At 60.3% G+C, this 14,387-nt stretch carries 13 protein-coding genes; 8 read left to right on the top strand and 5 right to left on the bottom strand.

All coding sequences use genetic code 11. The features are described 5' to 3' along the window. Window positions 1–96: 96 nt before the first annotated feature. Window positions 97–3,408: an error-prone DNA polymerase gene (locus tag BM174_RS05550; protein WP_093922849.1), complete on the top strand. Its 3,312-nt coding sequence runs from the start codon at window positions 97–99 to the stop codon at window positions 3,406–3,408. 65 nt (window positions 3,409–3,473) lie between these two features. On the opposite strand, the gene BM174_RS05545 is transcribed toward BM174_RS05550, so the two are convergent. The 3 genes from BM174_RS05545 to BM174_RS05535 all read right to left on the bottom strand — a co-directional run bounded on the left by BM174_RS05545 (window position 3,474) and on the right by BM174_RS05535 (window position 7,070). Further along, window positions 3,474–4,205 carry a metallophosphoesterase family protein gene (locus BM174_RS05545; protein ID WP_093922848.1) on the bottom strand — a complete coding sequence of 244 codons (732 nt, stop codon included), beginning with the start codon at window positions 4,203–4,205 and terminating at the stop codon, window positions 3,474–3,476. Window positions 4,206–4,269: 64 nt separating this feature from the next. Then, window positions 4,270–5,865 (bottom strand): phosphoglycerate dehydrogenase, encoded by a 1,596-nt coding sequence (gene serA, locus BM174_RS05540; RefSeq protein WP_093922847.1) that lies wholly within the window; start codon window positions 5,863–5,865, stop codon window positions 4,270–4,272. 65 nt (window positions 5,866–5,930) lie between these two features. Further along, entirely contained in the window at window positions 5,931–7,070 is a 1,140-nt protein-coding gene (locus tag BM174_RS05535; protein WP_093922846.1) for a phosphoserine transaminase, read from the bottom strand. Between the two features lie 157 nt (window positions 7,071–7,227). On the opposite strand from BM174_RS05535, the gene serB reads away from it, so the two are divergent. Next, window positions 7,228–8,103, top strand: a complete 876-nt coding sequence (serB, locus tag BM174_RS05530) for a phosphoserine phosphatase SerB (RefSeq protein WP_093922845.1) — start codon at window positions 7,228–7,230, stop codon at window positions 8,101–8,103. Window positions 8,104–8,159: 56 nt separating this feature from the next. On the opposite strand, the gene BM174_RS05525 is transcribed toward serB, so the two are convergent. Further along, window positions 8,160–9,155 carry an asparaginase gene (locus BM174_RS05525; protein ID WP_093922844.1) on the bottom strand — a complete coding sequence of 332 codons (996 nt, stop codon included), beginning with the start codon at window positions 9,153–9,155 and terminating at the stop codon, window positions 8,160–8,162. Window positions 9,156–9,332: 177 nt separating this feature from the next. Here BM174_RS05525 and BM174_RS05520 point away from each other — a divergent pair, with 177 nt between their 5' ends. The 3 genes from BM174_RS05520 (at window position 9,333) to BM174_RS05510 (ending at window position 11,598) form a co-directional block, all read left to right on the top strand. After that, window positions 9,333–9,863 (top strand): invasion associated locus B family protein, encoded by a 531-nt coding sequence (locus tag BM174_RS05520; RefSeq protein ID WP_093922843.1) that lies wholly within the window; start codon window positions 9,333–9,335, stop codon window positions 9,861–9,863. Window positions 9,864–9,996: 133 nt separating this feature from the next. Beyond that, window positions 9,997–11,175 (top strand): dual-specificity RNA methyltransferase RlmN, encoded by a 1,179-nt coding sequence (gene rlmN, locus BM174_RS05515; protein WP_093922842.1) that lies wholly within the window; start codon window positions 9,997–9,999, stop codon window positions 11,173–11,175. 198 nt (window positions 11,176–11,373) lie between these two features. Continuing rightward, the gene (locus BM174_RS05510; RefSeq protein ID WP_093922841.1) at window positions 11,374–11,598 is read left to right on the top strand and encodes a hypothetical protein; all 225 of its coding nucleotides are present in this window, start codon (window positions 11,374–11,376) and stop codon (window positions 11,596–11,598) included. Window positions 11,599–11,711: 113 nt separating this feature from the next. Here BM174_RS05510 and BM174_RS05505 read toward each other — a convergent pair whose 3' ends face one another. Next, window positions 11,712–12,566: an LOG family protein gene (locus tag BM174_RS05505; protein WP_093922840.1), complete on the bottom strand. Its 855-nt coding sequence runs from the start codon at window positions 12,564–12,566 to the stop codon at window positions 11,712–11,714. Window positions 12,567–12,770: 204 nt separating this feature from the next. Here BM174_RS05505 and dapD point away from each other — a divergent pair, with 204 nt between their 5' ends. The 3 genes from dapD (at window position 12,771) to BM174_RS05490 (ending at window position 14,382) form a co-directional block, all read left to right on the top strand. Next, the gene (dapD, locus tag BM174_RS05500; protein WP_093922839.1) at window positions 12,771–13,598 is read left to right on the top strand and encodes a 2,3,4,5-tetrahydropyridine-2,6-dicarboxylate N-succinyltransferase; all 828 of its coding nucleotides are present in this window, start codon (window positions 12,771–12,773) and stop codon (window positions 13,596–13,598) included. 132 nt (window positions 13,599–13,730) lie between these two features. Next, window positions 13,731–13,982 carry a GlsB/YeaQ/YmgE family stress response membrane protein gene (locus tag BM174_RS05495; protein ID WP_093922838.1) on the top strand — a complete coding sequence of 84 codons (252 nt, stop codon included), beginning with the start codon at window positions 13,731–13,733 and terminating at the stop codon, window positions 13,980–13,982. A gap of 61 nt (window positions 13,983–14,043) precedes the next feature. After that, complete coding sequence (locus BM174_RS05490) at window positions 14,044–14,382, top strand: hypothetical protein (protein ID WP_093922837.1); 339 nt, start codon at window positions 14,044–14,046, stop codon at window positions 14,380–14,382. The last annotated feature ends 5 nt before the right edge of the window (window positions 14,383–14,387 follow it).

The raw sequence follows: 14,387 nt of genomic DNA, 5'->3' as shown, positions 1-14,387 counted from the left end.
TGAGCGGTATTAAATTGCCATGCGCTCCGCAGCGCGCTGACTTGTCCGCATTTCCACCCGCCATCCCGCAGGGTGTGGGAGGGGGGAGCGCGTGCGATGCCTGAGCAGGAAGGACATAAGCGCCGGACGCTGGACCCGGATGACCCGTTTCAATGGCACAGCCCCGGTCCTTATGTGGAACTGGGGCTGGCCAGTTGTTTCTCGTTTTTGCGTGCGGCGTCAGATGCCGTCGATCTGACGGCCACGGCCAATCTGCTGGGCTATCACGCGATGGGGATTGCCGATCACAACACGCTGGCAGGGGTGGTGCGGGTCCATACCGAAGCCAAAAAGGCCAAGCTGCGCCCGGTTATTGGTGCGCGGCTGGTGTTGATGTGCGGCACCGAACTTTTGGCCTATCCGCGCGACCGCGATGCTTATGCGCGGCTGTCGGTGCTGCTGTCCAAGGGCAAGATGGCGGATGTCGATGGCGGTTGGCAGGCCAAGGGCGAAACCCATTTGACGCTGGAGATGCTGGCGGCCCATGCGCAGGGCATCCAATTGATCGTGATGCCGCCCGAAGCGGTGGCGGTGTTCGAGGCGGGCCTGCCCCGGCTGCTGCGTGCCTTGCCGCAGATGCGCCATATCGGGGCGGCCTATCTCTATCGCGGTGACGACGTGGCGCGGATCCACCGGCTTGACCGGATCGCGCGGGCGCATGGGATGGGCATTCTGGCGACCAATGATGTGCTCTATCACGCGCCGCAGCGCCGCCCGTTGCAGGACATCATGACCTGCATCCGCACTGGCACCACCATCGACACCGCTGGTTTCGCACTGGAGGCCAATGCCGAACGCTACCTCAAACCGCCCGGCGAGATGTGCCGGCTGTTTGGTGCATGGCCCCATGCCATCGCGGCGACGCGGCAGGTGGCGGATGCCTGCACCTTCAGCCTTGATGACCTGAAATACGAGTACCCGCACGAGATTGTCCCCGAAGGCCGCAGCGCACAGGAGGAGTTGGAGCATCTGACTTGGGCAGGCGCGGCGCAGCGCTATCCGGATGGGGTATCGGACCGGATCAGGGCGATCATCGAGAAAGAGTTCGCGCTGATCGGGTCCAAAAAGATCGCGCGGTACTTTTTGACCATCAACGATATCGTGCGTTTCGCGCGGGAGGAGGCCGACCCCCCTATCCTGTGCCAAGGGCGCGGCTCGGCGGCGAATTCGGCAGTGTGTTTCTGCCTTGGCATCACCTCTGTCGATCCTGAGGAACATGACGTGCTGTTCGAGCGGTTCCTCTCGGAGGAACGCGACGAGCCGCCCGATATTGATGTCGATTTCGAGCATGAACGCCGCGAGGAAGTGATCCAGTACATGTATCACAAATACGGGCGGGCGCGGGCGGGGCTGTGCGCGACGGTGATCCATTACCGTCCGCGCAGTGCAATCCGCGAGGTCGGCAAGGTGATGGGGCTCAGCGAGGACGTGACAGCCAAGCTCGCCAGTACCGTTTGGGGCAGTTTCGAGGCCGAGGTCGGCGATGCGCGGGTCAAGGAGGCGGGGATGGATCTGAGCGATCCCTATCTGCGCCGCGTGATCCGGCTGGCACGGGAGATGACGGGAATGCCACGCCATCTGTCGCAGCATGTCGGCGGGTTTATCCTGACCGAACGCCCGCTGACCGAGATCGTACCGATCGGCAATGGCGCGATGCCGGAGCGGTCGTTCATCGAGTGGGACAAGGATGACATCGACGCGCTGGATATCTTCAAAGTCGATATTCTGGCGCTGGGGATGCTGACTTGCATCGCCAAATGTTTTGATCTGATGGCTGCGCATTATGGCGATGTGAAGGAACTGGCGACGGTGCCTGCCGATGATGCCGCGACCTATGACATGCTGTGTCTGGGCGACAGTCTGGGGGTGTTTCAGGTCGAAAGCCGCGCCCAGATGGCGATGCTGCCCAAGCTGCGGCCAAGGCGGTTTTACGATCTGGTGATCGAGGTTGCCATTGTGCGGCCCGGTCCCATTCAGGGCGATATGGTGCATCCGTTCCTGCGGCGGCGACAGCGGCTTGAGGGGGTGAGCTATCCCGCGCCGGGGCCGGAGCATCCGCAGGACGAGTTGTTAAAGATATTGGGCCGCACGCTGGGGGTGCCGATCTTTCAGGAGCAGGCGATGAAAATCGCCATTGATGCCGCCAAATTCACTCCCGCCGAGGCCAATGAGTTGCGCAAGGCGATGGCGACTTTCCGGTCGCGCGGCACCATCGAAACCTTACAGCAGAAGATGGTCGGACGGATGACCGAACGCGGCTACGACCCTGATTTCGCGCAGCGCTGTTTTGACCAGATCAAAGGGTTCGGGGAGTATGGCTTTCCCGAAAGCCATGCGGCGAGTTTTGCCAAGCTGGTCTATGTCTCAAGCTGGATGAAGTGCCACTATCCTGCGGCCTTTGCCTGCGCGTTGTTGAACAGCCAGCCGATGGGGTTTTATGCGCCAGCGCAAATTGTGCGGGACGCGCGCGAGCATGGCGTCGAGGTGCGCGGGGTGGATGCGAACTTCTCCGAGTGGAACTGCACCTTGGAGCCTTGTGGCGCGGGGTTTGCGCTGCGTTTGGGGCTGCGCCAGATTGACGGGCTGCGTCAGGATGCGGCGCTGCGGATCATGACGGCGCGGGATCTGCCCTTTGGCGACGTGGCCGACCTCAAGAAACGCGCGCGGCTGGATCGCGGTGCGGTGCGACGGTTGGCAGCGGCAGATGCGATGCGCAGCATGGGGTTGGATCGCCGTGCCGCGCTGTGGCAGGCGCAGGGGCTGAAGGATGCGCCGGACCTGCCGATTTTCACCTATGCCGAGACCCGCGATGAGGGGGCGGAGCCTGTTGTGGTGCTGCCCGCGATGCCGCAGGCCGAACATGTGGTGGCGGATTACCAAACGCTGCGGCTGTCCCTGAAGGCGCATCCGATGGCGTTTTTTCGCGGCAGCTTGCGCGGGCAGGGCTTTGTTTGCACCGATCAACTGCCTGCCCTGCGGCACGGCGCGCGGGTGTCGATCGCGGGGCTGGTATTGGTGCGCCAGAAACCGGGCAGCGCCAAGGGGGTATGCTTTATCACGCTGGAGGATGAGGCAGGGGTGGCAAATCTGGTGATCTGGCCAAGCCTGTTCGAGCAGTACCGGCCCGTAATCATGGCGGCGCGTTTATTGGTTGTGCACGGGCGGGTGCAAAGCGATGGCCGCGTCATTCACGTGGTGGCGGATCGGTTGGAGAACCGGACCGACCGGCTCGATACGCTCAGCGAAGATCGGGTGCCCGCGACCACAGTGCGCGGCGATCATCCGACCCATCCAATCCCCGGACAGGTCAGCAGGCACAGGCATCCGCGCGATGTGAAGGTAATCCCGAAGTCGCGCGATTTTCATTGATGCGCAAAAGGCGGGAGCGCTGGCCCGCGCTCCCCCGGAATATTTCCGGTCCAAAAGAGAAAGGATTAGGCAGGCGTGAGGGGGGTGCGGCCTTGGCCGGAGAGCAGCCAGCTTTGTTGGTTTTCAAAGACAGCGACGCTGAGCGGGTTGCCGTAGCCTGCGCCGGAATCGAGGTTCACGCGGTTGCCGTAGTGGGTGGCGGCCTGAACAGGGGTATGGCCGTGGACTACCAGTTTAAGGTGTGCAGCGCTGTGACGGTGAAATTCTTTGCGAATCCAGAGCAGGTCCTCTTGGTCTTGATCGGCAAGGGGCACATCGGGGCGGATGCCTGCGTGGGCAAAGAAGTGATTCTGGGTCTCGTGGCTCAGCTTGAGACTGTGGACGAAGTGCAGGTGGGCAGGGGGTACGGCGCTGCGGGCTTGGGCGTGGACATCCAGCATCCGATCTCTGCTGGTGAAATGGATGCCATAGGAGGCCAGCGTTGTGTCGCCGCCCAAGCGCGGGTGCAGCCAGTTGAGGTCGATGGGCAGATAGGCGTCGTGGCGGGGGTAGTCTTGCAGAAACCATGCGAACATACGGTCGTGGTTGCCCATCAGGAAGGTCCAGTCGCGGCCCAAGTCGCGCCCTGCAATGAGGGTGTCGAGCACGGCGCGGCTGTCGGGGCCACGGTCGACGTAATCGCCGAGAAAGACGATCGACGCTTCTTTGCCGCCGTCCTGTTCGATCAGGTCGAGGACACGGTCCAGCTCGGCCTTTTGGCCGTGAATGTCGCCGATGGCGTAGATCGGTTTGGGCATGGGCATCTTTCAGGTAAAAGCAAAACCGCCCGCCGGTGAGGGCGGGCGGTTTGAGATTGGTCGATTAGGCAACATCGAACTGAAGCGGCTTGATCTGCCGGAACATGCCGGTGTCATGCAGCTTTTTGATCACGGGCGCCGGCACCTCGTCATCGACGTAGAGCAAGGCAATCGCCTCGCCCTTGGCGGCGGAGCGACCGAGGGTAAAGTTGGCGATGTTAACGCCGTTTTCGCCCATGGTCTGACCCAGTGTCCCGATGATGCCGGGGACATCTTCGTTGGTGGTATAGAGCATGTGTTCACCGATTTCGGCATCGATGGTGATGCCCTTGATCTGGATGAAGCGTGGCTTGCCGTCCGAGAACACAGTACCCGCGATGGAGCGTTCGCGCTTTTCGGTGACCACGGTGACCTTGATATAGCCGTCGAAAACGCCGGATTTATCTTGGTTGGTGGTGCTGATCTGAATGCCTTTTTCACGGGCTACAACGGGGGCCGAAACCATGTTCACGTCAGGGTTGGCGCGTTTCATAATGCCAGCCACGACGCCGCAGTTCAGCGCGCTGAGGTTCATGCCAGCAACCGAGCCGTCATAAAGGATGTTGATCGCTTTAACAGGCTCGTCGGTCATCTGGCCAACGAAAGCGCCGAGGTGGCCTGCGAGTTTCAACCACGGGCCCATGATTTTTGCTTCCTCTGCGGTAACCGACGGCATGTTGAGCGCGTTGGTTACGGCACCGGTGAGCAGGTAATCTGCCATCTGCTCGGCGACCTGAAGGGCGACGTTTTCTTGGGCTTCGGTGGTTGCCGCGCCGAGGTGCGGCGTGCAGACCACGTTGGGCAGGTTGAAAAGCGGGTTCTCGGTGGCGGGCTCTTCGGCGAAGACATCGAAACCCGCACCGGCAACATGGCCGGATTTCAGCAGGTCGGCGAGGGCGACTTCGTCAACCAGACCACCACGGGCGCAATTGATAATCCGCACGCCTTTCTTGGTCTTTTCGAGGTTTTCACGACTCAGGATATTCGCGGTCTGCTCGGTATAGGGAACGTGCAGGGTGATGAAATCGGCGCGCTTCAGAAATTCTTCGAGTTCGACCTTCTCGACGCCCATTTTCTCGGCCTTTTCGTCGCCGAGGAAGGGGTCATAAGCCACGACTTTCATCTTGAGGCCGCGTGCACGGTCGCAAACGATACCGCCAATGTTGCCCGCGCCAATCACGCCGAGGGTCTTACCGGTCAGCTCAACGCCCATGAACTTGGACTTTTCCCATTTACCCGCATGAGTGGAGGCGCTGGCTTCGGGGATCTGGCGGGCGACGGCGAACATCATTGCGATGGCGTGCTCGGCAGTGGTGATCATATTGCCAAAAGGCGTGTTCATCACGATCACACCGCGCTTGGAGGCGGCGTCTTTGTCAATGTTGTCAGTGCCGATCCCGGCGCGACCGATAACCTTCAGGTTGGGGGCGTTGGCGAGGATCTTCTCGGTGACTTTGGTGGCCGAGCGGATCGCAAGGCCGTCGTAGTTGCCGATGATTTCGGCAAGCTTGTCTTTGTCCTTGCCAAGATTGGGCTGGAAGTCGACGTCGATACCGCGGTCGCGGAAAATCTGGACGGCGGCTTCGCTGAGGCTGTCGGAGATGAGTACTTTGGGAGCCATGTTTGTGGTCCTTATAAAATGGTCTGAGATGGCCGCGCCTGCCGGTGGCAGGCGGGCGCTGTCATTCACGCGTTGATTTCGGTCTCGAAGGCATAGGCGAGCCACGGCAACATCGCGTCGATGTCCGAGGTCTCAACCGTGCCGCCGCACCAGATCCGCAGACCCGCAGGGGCGTCGCGGTAGGCACCGATATCGAGGGCCACGTCTTCGTCGGCCAGCCGTTTGGCGATGGCTTTGGCGAAGGCGGCGCCGTCGGTGATCCGGCCATCGGTAAACTTGAGGCAAACCGAAGTATTAGAGCGGGTCGCGGGATCGGTGGCGAGAAAATCGATCCAGTCGTTTTTCGCGACGAAATCGGAGATTGCTTTGGTGTTGGCATCGGCCCGCGCGATCAGACCTTTCAGACCGCCGACGGATTTGGCCCAGTCCAGCGCCAGCAGATAATCTTCGACGCAAAGCATCGAGGGCGTGTTGATAGTTTCGCCCTTGAAGATGCCTTCGATCAGCTTGCCGCCTTTGGTCATGCGGAAAATCTTTGGAAGGGGCCATGCGGGGGTATAGGATTCGAGCCGTTCCACCGCGCGGGGGCTGAGGATCAGCATGCCGTGCGCCGCCTCGCCACCCAGCACTTTCTGCCAGGAGAAGGTGGTGACGTCGAGCTTGTCCCACGGCAGGTTCATCGCGAAGGCGGCAGAGGTAGCATCGCAAAGCGTCAGGCCTGCACGATCCGCAGGGATCGCATCGCCGTTTGGCATGCGCACACCGGAGGTGGTGCCGTTCCATGTGAAACAAACGTCATTGTCATAGTTGAGCGCGGCCATATCCACGATCTCGCCGTAGTCGGCGGTGTGAACTTGGGCGTCGATTTTAAGCTGTTTGACCACATCGGTGACCCAGCCCGCGCCGAAAGATTCCCATGCGACCATCTCGGCAGGGCGTTCGCCAAGCAGCGACCACATCGCCATCTCGAAAGCGCCGGTGTCGGAGGCAGGCACGATCCCGATACGGAAGTCGGCAGGAACGCCGAGGATCTCGCGGGTGGTTTCGATCGCTTCAAGCAGCTTGGCCTTGCCGGGTGCCGCGCGGTGGCTGCGGCCCAGAGGCGCGGAAGCGAGCTTGGTCAGATCAAATGTGGGGATTTTGGCGCAAGGGCCCGATGAAAATCGCGGATTTGCCGGCCGCGATGCCGGTTGTGTAATAGCCATTGATGCTATCCTCTCAGATATGCGCCCTTCGTTGGGGAAGGGTGTCCCACGGAGGCAGATACGGGGGGCTGCGGTCTGGCACAAGCCGCAAAACGCGGCTAGAACGCCGCTTCGGTCGCTTTTTGCGACATCCCTGACGCGGATCGGAAACTTATCGATGTTTACAGTGGTTTTGCTCACTTCTCCCCGGACACGCGGGCTGGAGCCTGCCTTGGTAGAAAGCTTGCGCAATGCGTGGGGCGGCGGCGATGCGGTTTGGCTGGCACCCGACGAGGCGGCGGAATTCAGCATCGGCCAGATGCCCGCGAATCGCTGGGAGGTTTGGGAGAACTGTCAGTCGATGGGGGTCGATATGGTGGTGGTGCAGGCCCAAGGCCGCGCCAAAAAGATGCTGCTGGCCGATATGGACAGCACGATGATCGAACAAGAGTGCATTGACGAATTGGCCGATGAGGCGGGCGTCGGTGCACGGGTCAAGGAGATTACCGCACGGGCGATGAACGGCGGGCTGGATTTCGAGGGTGCGTTGAAGGAGCGGGTCGGGCTGCTGCAAGGGCTTGATGTTGCGGCGATCGACAAAGTTCTGGCCGAGCGGATCACCTATATGCCGGGCGGTAAGGTGCTGGTTGCCACAATGAAGCAGGCAGGCGGCCATGCGGCGCTGGTGTCAGGCGGGTTCACCGCCTTTACCGAACAGGTCGCAGCGACGCTGGGCTTTGACGAGAACCGCGCGAACACCCTGCTGGCCGAGGGCGGCAAGCTGACGGGCGCTGTGGGGATGCCGATTTTGGGCAAGCAGGCAAAGGTAGATGCGCTGGAGCAGATCACGACGCGGTTGGGAATTTCCGAGGCAGATGTGATTGCCGTGGGCGACGGGGCAAATGATCTGGGGATGCTGCACCGCGCGGGGCTGGGGGTGGCGCTGCATGCCAAGCCTGTCGTCGCGGCAGAATGCGATGTGCGGATCAATTTCGGAGATTTGACGGCGCTGCTTTTTGTGCAGGGCTATGCGCAGGAAGAGTTCGCCGCGTAAAGCGCGGCGACCGGCGGGGGAGGCGTTGCCTCCCCCGAACCCCCACCAGAGTTCATCTAGCCAACTGAAGCAGGCAGGAGATCGGCGCTGGGCTTAAGGATGCCCGTGACGGTGCCTGCGCGGTTGGTGATCGGGGTGTTCATCCGCGCAACGGTGGCGGGATGGTTGGGGTCGAGCGCACCGAGACCGACGAGAATCGCGGCGATGGCACATTCAGCGGCGCGGGTGGTGCCGCAGGAGGCCTTGAGCGCGATGCCGAGCTTGGCTTCGGGCAGGATGGCGATGAAGAAACCTTCGGCACCGGTCTTCAGGGCAACCTTCCCGTTCATGGCGCGCATCAACTCGGTGCAGGCGCGGGTTTCACCAGCGACGAGGTCGGGGTGCAGGCGCATGGCTTGGTGCAGACGGGCCTCGGCGGAGCCTTCGGGGGCCGCGGCGAAATGCGCCATGGCGCGGGCCATGCCGTGCAGGGTGCAGGCAAAGTTCGGGGCCGAGCACCCGTCTATCCCGTAGCCGGGAGAGGTTTCGCCGGTCACCGTCTCGAACGCTTCGAGGCATGCTTTTTGGACCGGATGGGTAGGATCGACATATTCGCTGCCGCCGCCGAGGTGTTGGTTTAACGTCAGGAAGCCTGCGTGTTTGCCCGAGCAGTTATTGTGATACTGGCAAGGCGTTTCGTCTGATTTGATCATCGCGACTTCGGTGTCGCGCCCGTAAGGCATATGCGATCCGCAACGCAAATCGGATTCTTGCAGGCCAAGCCCGTCGAGCCAGTTGGCGACGCGCTTGGTGTGGATCGGATCGCCTTGGTGGGAGGCGCATGCGAGGGCGAGATGTTCGCTGGTCAGGCCTGCTTTGTCGGCGGCGCCCGAGGTGATCAGCGGCAGCGCTTGCAGCATTTTGGAGGACGAACGTGGCAGGATGACGGCTTCTGGATCGCCCCAGGCCTGCACGATCTGGCCGGTATCGTCGCAAACGACAGCATGGCCAAAGTGGACGCTTTCGAAAAAGGGACCGCGCCAGATTTCTGCAAAGGGGGCTGGTTTCGTCATCTTCCATCCTATTCGTTGGCGAAAACCTGCCAATCAGGCTTTCGCTTGTCGCGTGTTTCACGTTATTATGCTTGTTGTCGAGAAGATGACAGACCCTTGCAAGCGAGCGGCCGGATGAACGGATGCCATGCGGGTCTGACGAAATATTGAGGTCACGGACGGCTGGAGGCTGGACAGATGCAAATAGTAAAGACGATCGGTATTGCGGCAGGATTAGCCGCGTGTTTGACAGTGGGCGCATCCGCGCAGGAGCAAAGCACGAACCGTGTAGCGGCCAAGACCGACTGGTCCGTTTTTGTCGAGGATAACCCGACCGAGTGTTGGGGTGTGTCCACGCCGAAAGAGGCTGTGAATTCGCGCGATGGTCGTGTGGTAGCGGTGAACCGTGGCCAGACCTTGCTCATGGTGTTTTACCGCCCCTCCGCAGGGGCCAAGGGACAGGTTGCCTTTACCGGCGGCTATCCCTTCGCCAGCGGATCGACGGTTAACCTGAACGTGTCCGGCAGCAGCTTTGAGTTGTTTACCGAAGGTGAGTGGGCGTGGCCTGCGACCACAGAGGATGATTCGCAGATTATCGCGGCGATGAAACGTGGCGCCGACGCGGTTGCGACCGGACGGTCGGGCCGCGGGACGCAGACCAAAGACACATTCTCCCTGCTGGGATTCACAGCAGCGGTTGAGGATGCGGCGAAGCGCTGCGGCGGCTAAACCCTCCTTCGCGGGGACGAGTATGAAAATATGGGCGTGGCATCGGGAAGCGGTGCCGCGCCTACCCCTTTTGCAAATGCCGCCGGTTTCTATATAGAGGCGCATCACCTTCAGGATTCGAGGCGCTATTTCTATGTCTGCATCATCGCCCATCACCCAAGACGTCATGACCATCCCCCGCAAATTGCCGGAGGGTCCGGTGAACCTTGTGGGCATGACACGTGATGCGATGCGCGAGGCGCTGATCGGGGCGGGAACGCCGGAGAAGCAGGCCAAGATGCGGGTCGGGCAGATCTGGCAGTGGATCTATCAATGGGGCGTGCGCGATTTCGAGGCGATGACCAATCTGGGCAAGGCGTATCGTGCGCAACTGGCCGAGCTGTTCGTGATCGAGGTGCCTGAAGTTGTGACCCGTCAGGTGAGCGCAGACGGGACGCGGAAGTATCTGGTGCGCATTGCGGGCGGCCACGAGGTCGAAGTGGTGTATATTCCTGAGGAAGGGCGCGGCACGCTATGCGTTTCTTCGCAGGTGGGTTGCACGCTGACCTGTTCGTTCTGCCATACCGGCACGCAAAAACTGGTGCGCAACCTGACGGCTGGCGAGATTATCGGACAGGTCATGGTGGCACGGGATGATCTGGACGAATGGCCGGTTCCCGGCACGATCACCGGCGAAGCGCGGTTGTTGTCGAATATCGTGCTGATGGGCATGGGTGAGCCGCTGTATAATTTCGAAAACGTCCGCGACGCGATGAAGATTGCGATGGACCCCGAGGGCATTCAATTGTCGCGCCGCAGGATCACGCTGAGCACCTCCGGTGTGGTCCCAGAGATTGCGCGGACAGCGCAGGAAATCGGCTGTCAGTTGGCGATTTCTTTCCATGCTACAACGGACGAGGTGCGCGACAAACTGGTGCCGATCAACAAGCGTTGGAACCTTGAAGCGTTGTTGGAGGCATTGCGCGACTATCCGAAGGTCTCCAACTCCGAGCGGATTACTTTTGAATATGTGATGCTGGACGGCGTGAACGATTCAGATGCAGATGCGCATCGGTTAATTGAATTAATTCGCGGCATTCCGGCGAAGATCAACCTGATCCCGTTCAACGAATGGCCGGGTGCACCGTATAAACGGTCGTCGAACAACCGCATTCGGGCCTTTGCGGATATCATCTATCGTGCAGGCTATGCCTCGCCAGTGCGCAAACCACGCGGCGAAGATATCATGGCCGCCTGTGGCCAGCTGAAGTCAGCGACCGAGCGGGCGCGTAAATCACGCAAGCAGATCGAAGCGGACGCGGGGATTAGCTAAGTCTCGGCTATGTTGCATTCTTGAAGGTTGAAGCTTGGAAGCCTTTGGCGGGGGCTTTCAGGTAAAACGAGAGATAAATTTGCGGCGGAGGTCTCGTTTCGGTCCTGAAATGACCCTATTCTCGTCGCATTTGCGGGCAATTCCCGCCTTTATCGAAGCGCAGATTGTTTCCAGTAGGCAAACAGTCTGGAGGCTCAAATGTCTGTAATTTTTAACAATAACCCCTTCGTCATTGAAAAAGTAATTGATCTGGTCATGCGGGAGCGCGCGATGGCGCTATCGACGCGCGAGTGGAAACATCGCTTGGCTGGCTACGGCTATGCGATCAAAGAGACCGATCACGGCCAGATCGTAGAAACCTTGCCGCACCACGTTGAAATCGCGACACTGCCAGAAGTGATGGTTGCGCCGCGCTTTCACTGATGATGGCCCCCGCGTTGGGGCCGGCGATAAATTCGCAGCCGCCGGTTTTCACCGGCGACCTGTTGTGAAGCTCTGGGCTGAGGCCATATTCTGGCAGTCTTTTGAGTTCAGGTTTATTCCAGTTCCGACCGCCCTGGCACATCTTCGCGGGGCGGTTCTGTTTTCCAGTTTTCAATGAGATCCATTGCTTCTGCGGCTGTTTCGACAAATCGGAACAGGTTGAGGTCTTGGGCCGAGATGGTGCCTGCATCCGCGAGCGCATCCCAGTTGATAATTTTCTCCCAGAAGGCCCGACCGAAGAGCAAGAACGGCACCCGTTCCATGCGTCCGGTCTGGATCAGGGTCAGGGCCTCAAAAAGCTCGTCCATGGTGCCAAAGCCGCCAGGGAAGACGCAGATCGCCTTGGCGCGCATCAGGAAATGCATTTTGCGGATCGCGAAGTAGTGGAAGTTAAAGCATAATTCTGGCGTGACGTATTCATTCGGGGCCTGCTCGAACGGCAGCACGATATTCAGCCCGATGGAGCGACCGCCTGCGTCAATCGCGCCGCGATTGCCTGCTTCCATCACGCCGGGACCGCCGCCGGTCACGATAACGTCGTCGGTGCTGCCGGATTTCATCGATTTCAGGGTCATCAGCCGGGCAAATTCGCGGGTCTCGTCGTAAAAGCGAGATAGTTCGGCGAGGGTCTCTGTGCGGGCCGTGTGTTTTTGTGCAGGTTCGGGGATACGGGCTCCGCCAAACAAAACAATCGTTGACGTGATGCCGTGGGCATCAAGAATCAACTCGGGCTTGAGCAATTCAAGCTGCAGACGCACGGGCCGCAATTCTTCGCGGCACATGAAATCGCTATCGGTGAAGGCAAGCTGATAGGCGGGCGCACGGGTTTGGGGTGTGTCCGGTGCCTCTTGGGCCTTGGCGCGGTCGCTGTGGGCGTCGCGCAGCGGGTGGCTTGGGTCGTCTCTCATGTATTTCTCCGGACAGGCTGCTCGGGGTGGGATTTATTGGGCAATCGTGCCCGGTTTGCTTCCCAACATGCACCGCAGGACGCGGATTGACCACAGCGATATGACAGCCTGGGCGGGTGCTGCGTCAGAGGGGGGTGCTCAAGCGATTGCGCGGCAGGGCTGGCGCGGGTATAGCGCGGTAACACATTTGATCAGGAGCAGAATATGTCCAACGCCCAGCTTGAGTCCGCAATCGAGTCCGCTTGGGACACCCGTGACCAGATCACCTCGTCCACGACCGGAGAGGCCCGCGATGCCATCGAGACCACGCTGAACGCGTTGGATTCGGGCAAGCTGCGCGTCGCAGAAAAGCAGGATGATGGCAGCTGGCATGTGAACCAGTGGGCCAAGAAGGCCGTGCTGCTGGGCTTTCGAATCAAAGATATGGAGCATCAGGAAGGTGGCCCGCAGGGCGCTGGCTGGTGGGACAAGGTCGACAGCAAGTTCAAAGGCTGGGGCGATACGGAGTGGAAAGCTGCGGGCTTTCGCGCTGTGCCGAACTGTGTGGTCCGCCGCAGCGCCTATATCGCGCCGGGCGTGGTGTTAATGCCGTCCTTTGTGAACATTGGCGCCTATGTCGATAGCGGCACCATGGTTGATACTTGGGCGACCGTTGGCTCCTGTGCGCAGATCGGCAAGAACGTGCACCTTTCAGGCGGCGTAGGTATTGGCGGTGTGCTGGAGCCGATGCAGGCGGGCCCGACGATTATTGAAGATAACTGCTTTATCGGCGCGCGCTCCGAGGTCGTCGAGGGTTGCATCGTGCGCGAAGGTTCGGTTCTGGGAATGGGCGTCTTCATCGGCCAGTCGACCAAGATCCTTGATCGTGAAACCGGTGAAGTCATGTATGGCGAAGTGCCAGCCGGTTCGGTTGTGGTGGCAGGCTCGATGCCCTCAAAGAACAACGTGAACCTTTATTGCGCCGTTATCGTCAAGCGCGTCGACGAGCGGACCCGCTCCAAGACCAGCATCAACGAGCTGCTGCGCGACTAAGACAGCAACAGCGGCCCTTCTCCCCCTACGTGTATGCAGCGGGGGGAGAAGGAAAATGTTGTGAGAATTTTCATAGTGATGTTACCGATTAGGGGACGCTCGCGTCGCCAACCACAGAAATTGGAGCATACCATGGGAATTGGACTAATCGGAGCGATCATCATCGGCGGTCTTGCCGGATGGATTGCCAGTATGATCATGAAGGCAGAAACAGGGCTGATCACCAACATCGGGTTGGGCATCGTTGGCGCCGTGGTTCTGAACTTTATCCTCAGCCTCTTTGACATCTATGCCGCAGACGCGTGGCTGCCACAGCTTGTGGTCGGGCTTGTCGGGGCCTGCCTGCTGATCTGGGCATGGCGGGCGATGCGCGGGCGCAGCTGACCCTTTCCAAGGCTGGGCGAAACAGATAGGGCTGCCGCCAACAAAAGTGGTGGCCCTAGTCATGTCTGAAGAGAAAAAAGTAAAAAAACCCTCGCGCCAGCAGGTCTATACCTTGCTGGTCGAAATTGGCCGCAAGGCAGGCGATGGTCTGCCCGAAGGGGCAACGGGGGCGGCGCTGATGTGCTTTGCGTCCGGCGTTGATGAAGCCGAGGCGGTGCGCGAGACGGTGGCGATCCTTAAACAGGCAGAAACCAATCCGCTGGATGTGACCGGCTACGGCACCTTGGCCGACCGGGAGGCCGAGGGTCAGGAAATTGACGCAGAAGAGCGCGAATTGATGCAGCGCGCGCTTGAGGAAAACTCGGTCATTATCGCGCAAATGACGCCGTTTTACGACTGACAGCG

The sequence above is a fragment of the Sulfitobacter brevis genome (assembly GCF_900112755.1).
Taxonomy (GTDB): Bacteria; Pseudomonadota; Alphaproteobacteria; order Rhodobacterales; family Rhodobacteraceae; genus Sulfitobacter; species Sulfitobacter brevis.
This window is presented reverse-complemented; position numbering and strand designations above follow the sequence as displayed.

Coding starts and splice junctions, on each gene's coding strand:
- BM174_RS05550 (WP_093922849.1), top strand. CDS start 97: ATGCCTGAGCAGGAAGGACATAAGCGCCGGACGCTGGACCCGGATGAC.
- BM174_RS05545 (WP_093922848.1), bottom strand. CDS start 4,205: ATGCCCAAACCGATCTACGCCATCGGCGACATTCACGGCCAAAAGGCC.
- serA (WP_093922847.1), bottom strand. CDS start 5,865: ATGGCTCCCAAAGTACTCATCTCCGACAGCCTCAGCGAAGCCGCCGTC.
- BM174_RS05535 (WP_093922846.1), bottom strand. CDS start 7,070: ATGGCTATTACACAACCGGCATCGCGGCCGGCAAATCCGCGATTTTCA.
- serB (WP_093922845.1), top strand. CDS start 7,228: ATGTTTACAGTGGTTTTGCTCACTTCTCCCCGGACACGCGGGCTGGAG.
- BM174_RS05525 (WP_093922844.1), bottom strand. CDS start 9,155: ATGACGAAACCAGCCCCCTTTGCAGAAATCTGGCGCGGTCCCTTTTTC.
- BM174_RS05520 (WP_093922843.1), top strand. CDS start 9,333: ATGCAAATAGTAAAGACGATCGGTATTGCGGCAGGATTAGCCGCGTGT.
- rlmN (WP_093922842.1), top strand. CDS start 9,997: ATGTCTGCATCATCGCCCATCACCCAAGACGTCATGACCATCCCCCGC.
- BM174_RS05510 (WP_093922841.1), top strand. CDS start 11,374: ATGTCTGTAATTTTTAACAATAACCCCTTCGTCATTGAAAAAGTAATT.
- BM174_RS05505 (WP_093922840.1), bottom strand. CDS start 12,566: ATGAGAGACGACCCAAGCCACCCGCTGCGCGACGCCCACAGCGACCGC.
- dapD (WP_093922839.1), top strand. CDS start 12,771: ATGTCCAACGCCCAGCTTGAGTCCGCAATCGAGTCCGCTTGGGACACC.
- BM174_RS05495 (WP_093922838.1), top strand. CDS start 13,731: ATGGGAATTGGACTAATCGGAGCGATCATCATCGGCGGTCTTGCCGGA.
- BM174_RS05490 (WP_093922837.1), top strand. CDS start 14,044: ATGTCTGAAGAGAAAAAAGTAAAAAAACCCTCGCGCCAGCAGGTCTAT.